The organism is Burkholderia sp. MSMB1498, assembly GCF_001526245.1.
In the GTDB taxonomy this organism is placed as follows: Bacteria; Pseudomonadota; Gammaproteobacteria; order Burkholderiales; family Burkholderiaceae; genus Burkholderia; species Burkholderia savannae.
Window position 1 is genome coordinate 234,521 of record NZ_LOYJ01000067.1, and the last position, 14,308, is coordinate 248,828.

General features: G+C 67.9%; 12 protein-coding genes and 2 pseudogenes. 9 read left to right on the forward strand and 5 right to left on the reverse strand.

Annotated features, from left to right (window positions below):
• Positions 1 to 145 precede the first annotated feature (145 nt).
• Entirely contained in the window at positions 146 to 1,036 is an 891-nt protein-coding gene (locus WS91_RS14875) for a LysR family transcriptional regulator (RefSeq protein ID WP_038743812.1), read from the reverse strand.
• Between the two features lie 129 nt (positions 1,037 to 1,165).
• Between WS91_RS14875 and WS91_RS14880 the strand changes: the two genes are divergently transcribed.
• Both WS91_RS14880 and WS91_RS14885 read left to right on the forward strand, forming a co-directional pair.
• A complete protein-coding gene (locus WS91_RS14880; RefSeq protein ID WP_038743814.1) occupies positions 1,166 to 1,891 on the forward strand; it encodes a pirin family protein in 726 nt (241 codons plus the stop codon).
• A 161-nt stretch (positions 1,892 to 2,052) separates the two neighbouring features.
• A complete protein-coding gene (locus WS91_RS14885; RefSeq protein ID WP_059576021.1) occupies positions 2,053 to 2,733 on the forward strand; it encodes a YoaK family protein in 681 nt (226 codons plus the stop codon).
• A 41-nt stretch (positions 2,734 to 2,774) separates the two neighbouring features.
• Here WS91_RS14885 and WS91_RS14890 read toward each other — a convergent pair whose 3' ends face one another.
• Positions 2,775 to 3,839, reverse strand: coding sequence for a cyclic nucleotide-binding domain-containing protein (locus WS91_RS14890; protein ID WP_059670495.1), 1,065 nt, complete (start codon positions 3,837 to 3,839; stop codon positions 2,775 to 2,777).
• Between the two features lie 343 nt (positions 3,840 to 4,182).
• On the opposite strand from WS91_RS14890, the gene WS91_RS14895 reads away from it, so the two are divergent.
• Entirely contained in the window at positions 4,183 to 5,079 is an 897-nt protein-coding gene (locus tag WS91_RS14895; protein ID WP_059670533.1) for a helix-turn-helix domain-containing protein, read from the forward strand.
• Positions 5,080 to 5,124: 45 nt separating this feature from the next.
• Here WS91_RS14895 and WS91_RS14900 read toward each other — a convergent pair.
• A pseudogene (locus WS91_RS14900) lies at positions 5,125 to 5,328 on the reverse strand (helix-turn-helix domain-containing protein); the annotation flags it as partial.
• On the opposite strand from WS91_RS14900, the pseudogene WS91_RS14905 reads away from it, so the two are divergent.
• A pseudogene (locus tag WS91_RS14905) lies at positions 5,318 to 5,770 on the forward strand (substrate binding domain-containing protein); the annotation flags it as partial. The pseudogenes WS91_RS14900 and WS91_RS14905 sit on opposite strands and share 11 nt — an antisense overlap.
• A 452-nt stretch (positions 5,771 to 6,222) precedes the next feature.
• Here WS91_RS14905 and WS91_RS14910 read toward each other — a convergent pair.
• Positions 6,223 to 6,909, reverse strand: a complete 687-nt coding sequence (locus tag WS91_RS14910; protein ID WP_038743905.1) for a hydrolase — start codon at positions 6,907 to 6,909, stop codon at positions 6,223 to 6,225.
• A 583-nt stretch (positions 6,910 to 7,492) separates the two neighbouring features.
• Between WS91_RS14910 and WS91_RS14915 the strand changes: the two genes are divergently transcribed.
• The 5 genes from WS91_RS14915 (at position 7,493) to WS91_RS14940 (ending at position 13,346) form a co-directional block, all read left to right on the forward strand.
• Entirely contained in the window at positions 7,493 to 7,807 is a 315-nt protein-coding gene (locus tag WS91_RS14915; RefSeq protein ID WP_038743822.1) for a XapX domain-containing protein, read from the forward strand.
• Positions 7,800 to 9,698: an amidohydrolase gene (locus WS91_RS14920; protein ID WP_059670497.1), complete on the forward strand. Its 1,899-nt coding sequence runs from the start codon at positions 7,800 to 7,802 to the stop codon at positions 9,696 to 9,698. Before WS91_RS14915 ends, WS91_RS14920 begins: the two co-directional genes overlap by 8 nt.
• A 471-nt stretch (positions 9,699 to 10,169) precedes the next feature.
• Positions 10,170 to 11,063: a VOC family protein gene (locus tag WS91_RS14930; protein WP_038743828.1), complete on the forward strand. Its 894-nt coding sequence runs from the start codon at positions 10,170 to 10,172 to the stop codon at positions 11,061 to 11,063.
• Positions 11,060 to 12,607: an alginate export family protein gene (locus tag WS91_RS14935; RefSeq protein ID WP_059670498.1), complete on the forward strand. Its 1,548-nt coding sequence runs from the start codon at positions 11,060 to 11,062 to the stop codon at positions 12,605 to 12,607. Before WS91_RS14930 ends, WS91_RS14935 begins: the two co-directional genes overlap by 4 nt.
• 163 nt (positions 12,608 to 12,770) lie before the next feature.
• On the forward strand, positions 12,771 to 13,346 hold the full coding sequence (locus tag WS91_RS14940) for a S24 family peptidase (protein WP_059670534.1): 576 nt from the start codon (positions 12,771 to 12,773) through the stop codon (positions 13,344 to 13,346).
• Here the strand turns inward: WS91_RS14940 and WS91_RS14945 are convergent.
• Entirely contained in the window at positions 13,336 to 14,292 is a 957-nt protein-coding gene (locus WS91_RS14945) for a queuosine precursor transporter (protein WP_059670499.1), read from the reverse strand. The genes WS91_RS14940 and WS91_RS14945 overlap by 11 nt on opposite strands.
• Positions 14,293 to 14,308 lie beyond the last annotated feature (16 nt).

Consider the following 14,308-nt stretch of genomic DNA (forward strand, 5'->3'; position numbering starts at 1 on the left):
GCCCGACTGCCCGACTGCCCGACTGCCCGACTGCCCAACGGCCCAACGGCCCAACGGCCCAACGGCCCAACGGCCCAACGGCCCAACCACCCAACCACCCAACCACCCAACCACCCAACCGCCCAACCGCCCGAGTCGCCGCCGCTCACCGGGAAAAGCGCTCGCGCAGCCGCTCCTCGATGAATCCGAGAAACACCCGGCAGGCCGACATGTCTTGCCGATGCTGCGGATACACGGCGTTGACGGGCAGCGGCGCCTGCGCGAACGGCTCGAGCACCGCCACGAGCTGGCCCGCGTCCAGCGCGGGCTCGACGATGAAGTGCGGCAGCAGCGCGATGCCGAGCCCCGCGACAGCCGCGTCGCGGATCACGTCGCCGTTGTTCGCGAGCAGCGCGCCTTGCACTTCGAATGTGCGGCGCGCGCCGTCGATCGCGAACTCCCAGCCGGTTCGGCCTTCCTGGCCGTACAGCAGGCAGACGTGCGCGTGCAGATCGGCGGGCGTCGCCGGCGCGCCTCGCTTGCGCCGATAGGCCGGACTGCAGCACGCGACCATCCGCAGCGCGCCGAGACGGCGTGCGATCAGCGTCGAATCGGGCAGCGCGCCGATGCGCAGCGCGAGATCGAATCCTTCGCCGATCAGGTCGACGTGGCGGTCGCTCAGCTCGACGTGCAGCCGCACGGCCGGGTGCTGGACGAGGAACTCGGCGATCAGCGGCGACAAGCGCGTGATGCCGAACGACATCGGCGCGCTGATCTTCAGCGTTCCGCGCAGGTCGCCGCGGCGCGCGGACATCGCTTCTTCCGTTTCCGCGATCTCGGCGAGGATGCGCGTCGCGCGCGCATGGAACTCCTGGCCGAGCTCCGTCACCGCGAGCTTGCGCGTGTTGCGCACGAGCAGCCGGACGCCGAGCGACGCCTCGAGCGCCATCACGCGCCGGCTGACGAACTGCTTGGACAGCAGGAGCTTGTCGGCCGCGCCCGTGAAGCTTCCCGCTTCGACTGTCGCGACGAATATCCGGAGGTCGTCGAATTGCATGATTGTCCACCAATATGAGACAGTAATTATCTCTCTGTTTATATATGTATCAAAATAGTTGACGTAAGCTGCAGGCATCGATCGACGAGGCGCGCAACCCGCAGCGCCCGCGATGAAACGGAGGTCATCATGATTGAAGTCAGGGCAGCACATCAACGCGGCCGCGCCGAGCACGGCTGGCTCAGCTCGCGCCATACGTTCTCGTTCGCCGAATACTACGATCCGGCGCAAGTCGGGTTCTCGGACCTGCTCGTGATCAACGACGATCGCGTCGCGCCCGGCCGCGGCTTCGGCATGCATCCGCACCGCGACATGGAAATCCTGTCGTACGTGCTCGAAGGCGCGCTCGAACATCGCGACACGATGGGCACGGGCTCCGTGATCGTGCCGGGCGACGTGCAGCTGATGAGCGCGGGCAAGGGCATCGCGCACAGCGAATTCAACCATTCGTCGGCGCAGCCCGTGCATTTCCTGCAGATCTGGATCGGGCCGGCGGTGCGCGGCGTCGAGCCGCGCTACCAGCAGACGAGCGTGAGCGACGGCGACAAGCGCGGGAAGCTGCGCCTCATCGTGTCGCCGGAAGGGCAGGACGGCTCGCTGAAAATTCGCCAGGACGCGCGGGTGTACGCGGGCCTGTTCGACGGCGATGCGAGCGAGCGGTTCGTGCTGCCGCCGCAGCGTTTCGCGTACGTGCACGTCGCGCGCGGATCGGTGACGGTGAACGGCGTCGCGCTGCAAGAGGGCGACGGCGCGCGGATTCGCGACGAGCAGGCGCTGCAAATCGAGAACGGCAGGCAGGCGGAGGTCTTGCTGTTCGATTTGCGGCCGATCGAAGTCACCGCGGAATGGGCGTGACGACGTCGCGCAGGGGCGGCCCGTGCGCGGACGGCCGCGGCGCGGGCCATCCCGCGCGCGCGGTTCGGCCGCGGGCCGTTCGCGGCGATTAAAGCGCGCAGCGATTTCGCGCGGATCGCCTGCCGGCCGGCATCCGTTGCTTTCTTCAGGAACCCGATGCAATGAAACTGAACCTTCCATCGCTGCTCACGTTCAACGGCGGCTTCGTCGATACGGCCGGCTTTCTCGCGCTGCAGGGCCTCTTCACCGCGCACGTGACGGGCAACTTCGTCACGCTCGGCGCGACGCTCGTCTCCGGCAGCACGGGCGCCGTCGCAAAGCTGTTGGCGCTGCCTGTCTTCTGTCTCGTCGTGCTTGCGGCGGGCGTCGCGCGGCGCTCGATGATGCGTGCGCGCGCGCCGGCGCTGAAGATCCTGCTGGGTGCACAATGGCTGCTGCTCGCGATCGGCGCGGCGCTTGCGATCCGCCTCGGTCCTTTCACGGACGGCGATGCGTGGCCGGCGATCATGACCGGAATGATCCTCGTGATGGCGATGGCGATCCAGAACGCGGTGCATCGGCTGCATCTGCCGGACGCGTTGCCGACGACGCTGATGACGGGCACCGTCACGCAACTGATGCTGCATCTGTCGAACCGCCTCGCCGGCGACGACGTGCCGCGCGCAGGCGGGCCGTCGCGGCTCGCGAACATGGCGTGGACCGTCGCGACGTTCGCACTCGGATGCGGCGCGGCGGCGGGACTTTATCTGATCGGCGGCGCATGGGCGTTTGCGTTGCCGCCGGTGCTGATCGGGGCGGCGCTGCTCGTCGACGAAGAAAAGGCGATGGAGAAGGCGTTGTGAGCGGCTGCGCGAGCCGCCGCGAGGCCCGAAGCGGATCGGGCTCAGGCCGGGTACGCGCGGATGAAGCGGCGAACTGCCTCGACGGCGACCGCGCCTTCCGACAGGTTGGCGACGGCCGAGCGCCGCGGGCCGGCGCGCACCTCGCCGATCGCGAACATGCCCGGCTGCGAAGTTTCGAATGCGGCGGCGAAGGTCGTGCCGGACGCCGCGCGGCCGGTGCGGACGAATCCGCGGTCGTCCACGTCGACGGCGCCGCCGAGCCATTCGGTGTTCGCGCGCAGCGTGACGCGCGCGAGCCGCGGGTCGTACTCGGGGCGCAGCGACGATGCGATGACGAGCGCGTGCGCGCCGATGCGTTCGCCGTCGCGGGCGACGAGGCCGAACGGGTAGGCGTCGCAGTCGAGGCGCACGGTGCGGCTGCCGATCGTCAGGCGTGGACCGAATCGCTGAAGCTCGGCCGTGTCGGCCCGTGCGAATTCGTCGTCGATCCCGAACGGCAGGCGACCTTCGACGACGATCGTGTTCAGGCGCCTCGATGCGGCGTGCGCGGCGGCGATCATGCCGCTCGGCCCGCTGCCGACGATCGCCACATCGAAGTCGCGCCCGGGATCGCGCCCGGGATCGCGATGGCCGGCGCGCGGGGCGCCGCGTGCGGCAGGTGCGGCGGAAGGCCCGGAGGCGAGCAGGCCGATGCGGCGAAGCAGGAAAAGACGCACGAGCAAGTCGCGCAGATCCGGCTCGCGCTCCAGCAGAACCCCAAGCGTGGCGCGATGGATTCGCACGAGGCGGCAAGCGGACGACGCGACCACCGTGGTTTCGCAGGCGATGTCGTTCAGCAGGTCGAGCTCGCCGGTGAAGGTGCCGGGGCCGTGATCGACGCCGCACGGCGTGGCCGGATGCGCGGGCGGCGCGCATCGGGTCGTGCCGTCGAGCACGATGTACAGATAGTCGCTGCGCGTGCCGCTCGCGCACAGCGTCGCGCCGGCATCGACTTCGACGACGCAGCCGTAGCGGGACGCGCGTTCGACCAGGTCGTGCGGCAACCGGTACGCGGCGAAGTCGTCGGTATGCTTCAGATGCCCCAGTAGATTTCGGAGGTGATTCATCGAAGAGTGCGCGTCGCCAGGAGCGCGAGGCATCGGATCTGCGCTTGCGCAAGCGTTGCCTCGGCCTGACACCTGCCGTCCTGACGGATTGTTCAAGTATAGATCGCGGGACGTTTCTCCCGACGGCCGCCGGCGCGAGGCGGCGGCGCGAAGTGCGAAGATGATGCGCGCATGGCGCGCGAATGACAACTGGTGAGGACCGAGCGTCGTCGACGTTTCTGTAAAAAAGACACCTTTGTTCTATCGAAGGATGCAATCGGCCATTATCCTTAACCCGATCGAAGGAGTAGCCGCCATGGGGCGATCTGCCGATACCGAAGCGAGCACACTGCCGAGCCTGACGATGAGCAGCACTGATCTTGCCCCGATGGAGCCGCACGAGGCGTTTCGCGGCGCGGCGATCGAGACGATCGAGACGCGCGCCGACGCACACGCGCCCGTCGTGCTGACGCGCGTGCGGCATGCGGAGTGCGGTTTCGGCGTCGTCGAGTTCCTGCCGCCCGCCGATTGCTGCTTGATCGGCGTGGCGCTGCCGGCGCGCACGCCATGCGCGACGCCGGGCGCCGACGACGCGCCGGGTCGGGATGCGCGCATCGCCTTGCGAATCCGACAGGAGGGCGAGCCGTTTCGCGCCGATCTGCAAAGGCCGTTCGACATGCTGTTCCACGTGCCGCCGCGGCGCACGCTGGCCGAGCTGACGGCCGACATGCAAATGGGCGGCGTTCGCGAGCTCGCATGTCCGGACGACAGCCACGACGCGGTGCTGCAGTGTCTCGTCGGGGCGCTGCTGACGGCGGCGTCCGGCGCTTCGCCGCGCAGCCCGCTGCTCGCCGGTCATGTGGCGCGCGCGATGCAGATCCACATCGTGCAGACATATGGCGTGGCCGCGCCGAACGCGCCCGCGAAGGGCGGGCTGGCGAACTGGCAACTGGAGCGCGCGAAGGCGATCCTCGAGGAGAACGCCGCCGGCGAGGTGCCGATCTCGCAGGTCGCGTCGGCGTGCGGCTTGTCGCGCAGCTACTTCATCAAGGCGTTTCGGCAAACGGTCGGCACGACGCCGCACCGGTGGCTGCTCGAGCACAAGATCGAACGCGTGAAGCACTGCCTGCTTTCGAACTCCGAACCGATCGCCGACATCGCGCACCAGTGCGGCTTCTCGGATCAGGCGCATCTGACGCGCGTCTTCACCAGCATGATTGGCACGCCGCCCGCCGCGTGGCGTCGTGTGAACCGGAAATAGCGGGGTTTCGTCGAAGCGCGCCGGCCAGGCGCGGCGCGCGCGTGATCATGCGCGTGCGCGCCGCCGCCATCCGCCGGGCGGCGCGCCGACGATTTTCGCGAACGCCTGCTTGAAATGGCTCTGGCTCGAAAAGCCGCAATGCGCCGCGATGCGCGCAAGGGGCCAGTCGCCATGCGCGAGCAGATGCTTCGCGGTGTCGATGCGCCGTTCGATCAGCCATTGATGCGGCGTCTTGCCGGTCGTCGCGCGCAAGCTGACGGAGAATCGGCGCATCGTCGTCGCGAGCCACGGTTGTCTCGACGAGATGGGCGTGCCCGCCGCGCCGGGCGATCTCGCGTCGCACCGGTGTCTGCGTTTTCCGTATCGGCAAGGGCGGCAGAGCTGGACGTTCAGCCGCGATGGCGGGGCGGAGAAGGTCGAGGTTCGCGGCAGGCTGACCGCGAACAGTCTCGACATCCTGCGTGAAGGCGTGCTCGACGGGCAGGGCGTCGCGCTCGCGCCGACCTGGCGCGTGCACGACGACGTCGTCGCGGGCCGCGTGCTGCCGCTGTTCGAGGCGTGGCGCATGACGCCGCCGGGCGGCGACGCGCAAGTCTATGGGGCGTATCTGCCGAATCGGCGACATTCGCGAAAGGTGCAGACGTTCATCGCGTTTCTCGCCGAACGCATGCCGCAGGCGCTCGACCGCTGACGGATCGCGCCCGGGCTTGCGCGTCGGGCGTCGGCGATGGCCGGGGCGACCGTGTCCGGGACGAGCTGGTTGCGGCGCGACGGATCGCCGGCGTGTGGCGGCTATCGACTGGCGTGCCGATCTTTCCGGTCGCTTGAATGGGGCCGATCGAATTGGGCCGCTTGAATGAGGCCGCTCGAATGGAGCTGCTCAAATGCGGCGGCTCGAATCGGGCCGCGAGCCATCGCGCACGCGTTGATCGGAAGCGTCGTGCGCCGGCATGCATGAAGCGGCCGCGCGCTTGCTCGCGGCCGGATTGCGGAGAAACGAGCGAAATCGGCAATCGACAATCGGCAATCGACAATCGACAATCGACAATCGGCAATCGGCAATCGGCAATCGACAATCGGCGATCGGCAATCGGATTCGGCCGGCGCGTCCGCTCGCATGGCGGGCGCGCCGGCCGATCCGGTTCAGCGAGCCGGAACGGGCGCCAGCACTTCGTGCGCGCTCGCGGTGCGCTGCGCAGCCTTGTGGACCATCGTGTATGCGTAATCGACGCCCATGCCGTAAGCGCCCGAATGCTCCTTCACGAGCGTCATCACGGCGTCGTACGTCTCGCGGTGCGCCCAGTCGCGCTGCCATTCGAGCAGCACCTGCTGCCACGTGACCGGCACGACGCCCGCCTGGATCATCCGCTGCATCGCGTAGTCGTGCGCTTCCTTGCTGGTGCCGCCCGACGCGTCGGCGACCATGTAGATCTCGTAGCCGCCCTCGGCCATCGCGCACAGCGCGAACGTCAGGTTGCAGACTTCGGTCCACAGTCCGGACACGACGACTTTCTTGCGGCCGTTCGCCTTCAGCGCGTCGCGCACTTTCCGGTCGTCCCACGAGTTCATCGACGAGCGCTCGAGCAGCTTGTGATCGGGGAACACGTCGAGCAGCTCCGGGTACGTGAAGCCGGAGAACGATTCCGATTCGACCGTCGTGATCGTCGTCGGGATGTTGAAGATCTTCGCGGCCTTCGCGAGGCCGACGACGTTGTTCTTCAACGTCTGGCGATCGATCGACTGAACGCCGAACGCCATTTGCGGCTGCTGATCGATGAAGATCATCTGGCAGTTGTGCGGAGTGAGGACTTCGAGCTTCGGGTCGGACATGACAATCTCCGGGGTGACGCCGTTCAGGGCGGGAGTGAACAAAGACATTCGATGCGCGGCGATCGCTGTGATCGCTGCGATCGCGCACATCGTTTCTGGATCGAATGCGAACGCGGCACGCCGCCGACGCCGCGCGCCGCGTTCAGGCCGGGCGGCCGAGTCGAAACGCGGGCGCGCCGACTCGAACGATCTGCTGCGGGATGGATGCTAGAGCGTGGATGTCCGGCCGTCTTGAACAATAGTGCGCAAACTTGGCGAGGAGTCCGGTGAACGTTGCGCGTCGGCTTGCGTGCGAACTGCTCGCCGTCGACGATGATGCCGCCGCATCGCCGCATCGCCGCATCGCCGCATCGCCGCATCGCCGCATCGCCGCTTCGCGCCATTCGATGTCGCGTGCGCGTGCGAACGCGTCGCGTCGCTATCGTTCAAAACTGGCGACAAACGTTCAATACGCGAGCGCCCGCAAATGCGATAGTCAGCCGCGACCGATCGAGACGCCCGCGAACGGATCGCAGGTTCACCGCTCGCGCGCCAGCTCGACGTTCCGACGACGCACACGACCACTACATCCGGACTACCCATCATGAAAGCTTATGTCTTGTCGCTCGCCATGGGGCTGCTCGTGGGCATCATCTACGGCGTCTCCAACGTGCGCTCGCCGGCGCCGCCCGTGATCGCACTCGTCGGCCTGCTCGGCATCCTCGCGGGCGAGCAGGTGCCGCCGCTCGTCAAGCGGCTGCTGAGCAACGCCGAGACGTCGACTTCCTGGTATCAGCACCAGGTCAAGCCGCACATGTTCGGCCAATTGCCGACTTGCCCGAAGGCGCCGGACGCGCCGGCGCAGGTCGCGGCCGCCCGTCACCCCGATTCGTCATCCGGAGAGCAACGCCATGGCTGACCACGCCGCACACGCCACCCCCGATCTGATCCTGCACCGCGGTCGCTTCACGACGCTCGACCGTTCGAATCCGGCCGCGAGCGCGGTCGCGATCAAGAGCGGCCGGTTCGTCGCCGTCGGCGGCGACGAACTGCTCGCGTCGGCGGGCGCGAACACGCGGATCGTCGACCTGCAAGGCAAGGGCGTGTTGCCGGGCCTGATCGACAACCATCTGCACATCATTCGCGGCGGCCTGAACTTCAACATGGAGTTGCGCTGGGACGGCGTGCGCAGCCTCGCCGACGCGATGGCGATGCTGCGCCGCCAGGTGGCCGTCACGCCCGCGCCGCAATGGGTGCGCGTGGTCGGCGGCTTCACCGAGCATCAGTTCGCCGAGAAGCGTTTGCCGACGATCGACGAGCTGAACGCCGTCGCGCCCGATACGCCGGTCTTCATCCTGCATCTGTACGATCGCGCGCTGCTCAACGGCGCGGCGCTGCGCGCGGTCGGCTATACGAAGGACACGCCGGAGCCGCCGGGCGGCCGGATCGCGCGCGACGCGGCGGGCAATCCGACCGGGCTGCTGCTCGCGCGGCCGAATGCGGCGATTCTCTACGCGACGCTCGCGAAGGGGCCGAAGCTGCCGTTCGAATATCAACTGAATTCGACGCGGCACTTCATGCGCGAGCTGAACCGGCTCGGCGTGACGGGCGCGATCGACGCCGGCGGCGGCTTCCAGAACTATCCGGACGATTACGCGGTGATCGAGCAGTTGGCGAAGGACGATCAACTGACGATCCGGCTCGCGTACAACCTGTTCACGCAGAAGCCGAAGGAAGAGAAGCAGGACTTCCTGAACTGGACCGCGACATCGAAATACCACGACGGCACCGACTATTTTCGCCACAACGGCGCGGGCGAGATGCTGGTGTTCTCGGCGGCGGACTTCGAGGATTTCCGCGAGCCGCGCCCCGATCTTTCGCCCGACATGGAAGGCGAGCTCGAAGCGGTCGTGCGCGTGCTCGCGCAGAATCGCTGGCCGTGGCGCTTGCATGCGACCTACGACGAAACGATCAGCCGCGCGCTCGACGTGTTCGAGCGCGTGAACCGCGACATTCCGCTCGACGGGCTGAACTGGTTCTTCGATCACGCGGAGACGATTTCCGACGAATCGATCGACCGGATCGCCGCGCTGGGCGGCGGGATCGCGGTTCAGCACCGGATGGCGTACCAGGGCGAATACTTCGTCGAGCGCTACGGCCAGGCCGCGGCGGAAGCGACGCCGCCTGTCAGGCGGATGCTCGACAAGGGCGTCAACGTGTCGGCCGGCACCGATGCGACGCGCGTCGCGTCGTACAACCCGTGGGTGTCGCTCGCTTGGCTCGTCACCGGCAAGACGGTCGGCGGCGCGCAGCTTTATCCGCGCGCGAATTGCGTCGATCGCGAAACCGCGCTGCGGATGTGGACCGAGAACGTCACGTGGTTCTCGAACGAAGTCGGCAAGAAGGGCCGGATTCAGGTCGGGCAGCTCGCGGATCTGATCGTGCCCGACCGCGATTTCTTCGCATGCCCGGAATCCGACATCGCGGATACGACGTCGCTCTTGACCGTCGTCGGCGGCAAGGTCGTCTACGGCGCGGGGCCGTTCGCCGACATCGACGAAGGCGCGCCGCCGCCCGCGATGCCGGACTGGTCGCCCGCCCGCGTGTTCGGCGGCTATGCGGCGTGGGGCGACAAGGAAGGCGGCGCGTCGCTGCAGCAGGTGGTCCGGCAGGCGGCGCAGGCGTGCGCGTGCGCGAACCGTTGCGGCATTCATGCGCATCGGCATGCGAGCGCGTGGAGCAGCAAGCTGCCGGTCGACGATCTGAAGAGCTTCTGGGGCGCGCTCGGCTGCTCGTGCTGGGCGGTGTGAGCGCGCTCGGGCGCGCGTGCCGCGCGTCGCTGTCTCGTCGCATTCCGGTGACGCGCTTGGTCGCGTCGCGCGACGAAGCGTCGGCGGGAGCGACGCGGACATTCCAGCGCATTCGGCCGTCCAGCTGTTCTTCGCGCGCGCGAACGCGCGGCAGCGGCCGCGCACGCCCGGCGCGCAGTCCGCCGAAATACGTTTCGCCGGCGAGATCTGCCGCCGTCTCGACGGCATCCCGCTCGCGATCGAACCGGCGGCCGCGCGCGCGGCGACGCTCGGCCTGGAAGGCGTGCACCGCCGCCTCGACGATTGCCTCGCGATTCTCGGCGGACTCGTCCCCGGGGCCGGCTGGCCGGACCAAACGCCGCGCGGGCGCGCAGCAGGCGCCGGCGCGGCATGTCGATGACTTCACCACTTTGGGAAACAAGCATGCAAATACGACGCTCGGGAATACGTTCGGCCTTGCTGGCCGCCCTGATGTTCGGCTTCGCGCAGATGCCCGCCGCTTTCGCGGATGCGGATGCGGGCGCCGCCGCCGAATCCGCGCGCGCGATCGCATCGGCGCCGCCGGTCGCCGTCGGGCCGCAATACGACACGACGCATGTCTACGTCGCGGTTCCCGATCTGGACGCGTTCGTCGACAGCTTCGTCGCGACGTTCGGCGGGAAGGCGTCGCCGCGCGTGACGCTCACCGTCACGCCGACGCCGAGCGAAACGCTGTCGCAATACGTGCAGACGCCGGTGGGAATGCTGTCGGTATTCGGGTTCAAGACGCCGATTCCCTATCCGTTCGGCGCCGAGCGCACGGGCTATCTCGTGACGGATCTCGACGACGCGGTGAAGGCCGCGCGGGCCGCCGGCGCGGACATCGTCGTCGATTCGTTCGACGACCCGATCGGCCGCGACGCCGTCGTTCGCTGGCCGGGCGGCGTGATGATGCAGCTGTATTGGCACCGGAAGGCGCCGTCTTACGCGCCGCTCGCGACGGTTCCGGACAATCGCGTCTATCTGTCGCCGTACGAGGCGGATCGCTTCGTCAAGAGCTGGGTCCGGTTTTCGCACGGCAAGATCGTCTCCGACAACCGTCGCGAAGACGGCGGCGCAATCGGCCGGCCGGGCGCCGAGGTGCGCAAGATCGTGATCGAATCGACTTTCGGACGCGTCGCCGCGTTCGTGACCGACGGCAAGCTGCCGTATCCGTACGGCCGCGAAACGACCGGCTACGCGGTCGCCGACCTCGATGCGACGCTCGAGAACGCGCAGGCGGCGGGCGTCAAGGTTCTGGCGCAGCCCTATCGCACGCAGGCCGGGCGCACCGCGATGCTCGCGTTCCCCGGCGGCTATATCGCGGAAGTGCACGACGCGCAATGACGATGCGCCGCGTTTCCGCGCTCGGTTGCTGGGCGCTGATGTCGCTGTTCGCGGCGGTGCGCGCGCATGCGGCGGATGCGTCGCCCATGTCACCCGCGTCGCCAGCGTCGCCAGCGTCGCCGACGTCGCCCACGTCACCAGCGTCGCCCACGTCGCCCACGTCGCCCACGTCGCCCACGTCACCCACGTCACCCACGTCACCCGCATCGCCGGACGCATCATCCTGCACGAAGGCGCGTCCGGCGATCTTGTTCAATCGCTGGCAGGAGGATTGGTCGGCGCTCGCGGACCCGTGCGTGCCGCGCAGGCCGCTCGATGCGCTGAAATACCTGCCGCTGCTCGGCCGCAGCGACACGTATCTGTCGCTCGGCGCGGTGCTGCGCGAGCGGCTCGAGATGAACGACGCGCCGCTGTTCGGCCTCGGCCGCGCGCACGACGACACCTACGTGCTGCAGCGCGCACAGGTGCATGCCGACCTGCGAATCGCCGGGCACGTGCAGGTGTTCGTGCAGCTCGAGGACGCGCGCACGTTCGGCAAGGACGACGTCGGCTCCGTCGATCGCAATCGCGTGGATCTGCGCCAGGCGTTCGTGACCTATGCCGGCGCGATCGGGCCCGGCGTCTTCAAGGCGCGAATCGGCCGCCAGGAGATGGCGTTCGACTTGCAGCGCTTCGTGTCGGTGCGCGACGGCCCGAACGTGCGCCAGGCGTTCGACGGAATCTGGGCCGACTGGGAAGAGGGCCCGTGGCGCTTCATCGGCTATGCGACGCAGCCCGTCCAGTATCGCGACGATCACGCATTCGACGACGTGTCGAACCGCAATCTCACGTTCAGCGGCGTGCGCATCGAACGTCAGGGCGTGGGGCCCGGCGATCTGTCCGCTTATTACTCGCGGTACAACCGGGCGCAGGCCCGGTTTCTGGACGGCTCGGGTGCGGAGCATCGCGACGTGTTCGATGTCCGGTACGCGGGCAGGCAGCGCAACGTCGATTGGGACGTCGAAGGCATGCTCCAGTCGGGGCACGTCGGCGCGCAGCGCATCGACGCGTGGGCGGTGGGCTCGCTCGCGGGCTATACGTTCGCCAACGTGCGCTGGACGCCGCGCGTCGGCTTGCAGGTCGACGCCGCGTCGGGCGACCGGCACCCGCACGACGGCCGCATCGAGACGTTCAATCCGCTGTTCCCGAACGGCTACTACTTCGCGCTCGCCGGCTACACCGGCTATACGAATTTGATTCACGTGAAGCCGTCGGTCACGTTGAAGCCGAGCAACGCGCTCACGCTGCTCGCGGCGGTCGGGCTTCAGTGGCGCGCGACGACGGCGGACGCGGTCTATGCGCAGGGCGCGTCGCCCGTGCCGGGCACGGCGGGGCGCGGCGGCAAGTGGACCGGTTTCTACACGCAGTTGCGCGCCGATTGGGCGGTGACGGCGAATCTGGCGGCGGCGCTCGAAATCGTGCATTTTCAGATCGGCGACGCGATCCGCGCCGCGGGCGGTCGAAACGCGGATTATCTGGGCGCGGAATTGAAATTCGGCTGGTAGCCGCGTCAGCGGCGCGGCGCATCCGAATTCCTCGGCGCTGGCGAACGATGTTGCCAGTCGGAGCGTGCACGCGTGGTTCGATCGAATCCTGAATCGTGGAAATTCGGATTCGCTCAAGTGCGAGCACGGCGCGTGTGTCGCGCATGAATCCGCCGGGCGCGGCATGGCGAAGCCCGGGCGAAGGCGGGTCTCTGCGCCGCATCGACGCGCGCCGCAGGCGCGTCAGACCGGCATCTCGCCGGCGACCTTGAGCCGCGTGCTGTCGATGTCGACCGAAGATCCGCGCATCAGCACCGTATTGGCGATCGCCGATGCGCTCGCTTCGACCGTCGGGTATCTGCTGCATAGCGAGCGCGTCTACCCGATTCCGATTCTCGAATGGGACGAGATGCTCGATTTCTCGCGCGGCCATGACAACGCCGCCCGCAACACGCGATGGGTGACGGTCGATACGCCGCGCGGCCCCGGCGCGTTTGCGGCGCGTACGAAACCGTCGATGGCGCCGCGGTTTCGCGAAGGGTCGGTCGTGATCGTGGAGCCGGGCCTCGCGTTTCGCGACGCTCAGATGGTCGTCGCCGCGATCGACGGCGGCGAGCCGGCGCTGCGCCGCGTGATCGAGGACGGCGAGGCCGTCCGGCTCAAAAGCGTCGGCGCGCCGCACGCGCAGACGGTCGACGCTTTCGGCCGGGGCGTTGCGGTGCTCGGCGTCGTGACCGAGTCGCGCCTCATCAATCCTTGAACGAGAATGGATTGAAGCTCGTGTGATAGTCGTAGTAGTCGATCTGATCCACGCGCTTGAGGCGCTTCGACACGGTCGTGACGACGGGCAGCAGCACGAGCTCGTAGATCAGCTTGAAGGCTATCTGGATGCCGATCATCGTCAGCACGACGTCCCGCGGCAGCCGCCCCCAGAAGAGGATCGCGCAGAACAGCGTGCTGTCGATCACGATCGCGACGCCGGTGCTCGACACGATGCGCGCCCACAGATGGCGGCCGGCCGTCGCGATCTTGAGTTTCGCGAGAAACGTCGTGTTGATGAACTCGCCGCAGAAATACGCGATGGTCGACGCGACGAACGTTCGGGCGAATTCGAGCGCGAGCGCCGGGTATGCGGCGGCGAGCGTCGGGTTTCGCGCCTCCCAGCTGGGCAACGCGGGCGGTAGCGACAGCAGCCAGGTGCCGATGATGAACATCAGGTTCACCGCCAGCCCGCCCCAGATCACCAGGCGGCTGACGCGATATCCGTAGACCTCGGTGATGATCGTGCTGAACGCGTAGGTCATCGGAAACGCGATCAGCGCCGCCGGAATGCCGAAGCTGACGGCGCCGAGAAGCGGCAGCCCATCGATCCTGAGCTCGATGACGCGCGCGCCCGTCACGTTCGACAGCATCAGGAAGCCGACATAGACGAGCGCGAGCAGCAAGACGGCGGGCGTCAGTCGATGCTTGCGCGTAGGGAAGTACGACAGCGGGACGAGCCCGTCCGTGTAAGTGGCGGCGTTGAGAAAGCCGATGTGCGCGACGTCCTCGCGCGAGAACTTGCCGAGCCACGATTTCGTGTTCAGCTCGCGCGGCGACATCTTGAAGGTGGCGCCGGAATCGCACACGCGCACCAGGACGAGCAACGCATCGTTGTCGAGCGACGGCTCGATGACGTCTGCGATTTCATGAGAAGCGTATTCCATGATCGGCCTGCGAGGC

Bases quoted from the DNA above. Each gene is read 5' to 3' on its own strand.
- WS91_RS14875 (WP_038743812.1), bottom strand. From the start codon at position 1,036: ATGCAATTCGACGACCTCCGGATATTCGTCGCGACAGTCGAAGCGGGA.
- WS91_RS14880 (WP_038743814.1), top strand. From the start codon at position 1,166: ATGATTGAAGTCAGGGCAGCACATCAACGCGGCCGCGCCGAGCACGGC.
- WS91_RS14885 (WP_059576021.1), top strand. From the start codon at position 2,053: ATGAAACTGAACCTTCCATCGCTGCTCACGTTCAACGGCGGCTTCGTC.
- WS91_RS14890 (WP_059670495.1), bottom strand. From the start codon at position 3,839: ATGAATCACCTCCGAAATCTACTGGGGCATCTGAAGCATACCGACGAC.
- WS91_RS14895 (WP_059670533.1), top strand. From the start codon at position 4,183: ATGAGCAGCACTGATCTTGCCCCGATGGAGCCGCACGAGGCGTTTCGC.
- WS91_RS14910 (WP_038743905.1), bottom strand. From the start codon at position 6,909: ATGTCCGACCCGAAGCTCGAAGTCCTCACTCCGCACAACTGCCAGATG.
- WS91_RS14915 (WP_038743822.1), top strand. From the start codon at position 7,493: ATGAAAGCTTATGTCTTGTCGCTCGCCATGGGGCTGCTCGTGGGCATC.
- WS91_RS14920 (WP_059670497.1), top strand. From the start codon at position 7,800: ATGGCTGACCACGCCGCACACGCCACCCCCGATCTGATCCTGCACCGC.
- WS91_RS14930 (WP_038743828.1), top strand. From the start codon at position 10,170: ATGTTCGGCTTCGCGCAGATGCCCGCCGCTTTCGCGGATGCGGATGCG.
- WS91_RS14935 (WP_059670498.1), top strand. From the start codon at position 11,060: ATGACGATGCGCCGCGTTTCCGCGCTCGGTTGCTGGGCGCTGATGTCG.
- WS91_RS14940 (WP_059670534.1), top strand. From the start codon at position 12,771: ATGGCGAAGCCCGGGCGAAGGCGGGTCTCTGCGCCGCATCGACGCGCG.
- WS91_RS14945 (WP_059670499.1), bottom strand. From the start codon at position 14,292: ATGGAATACGCTTCTCATGAAATCGCAGACGTCATCGAGCCGTCGCTC.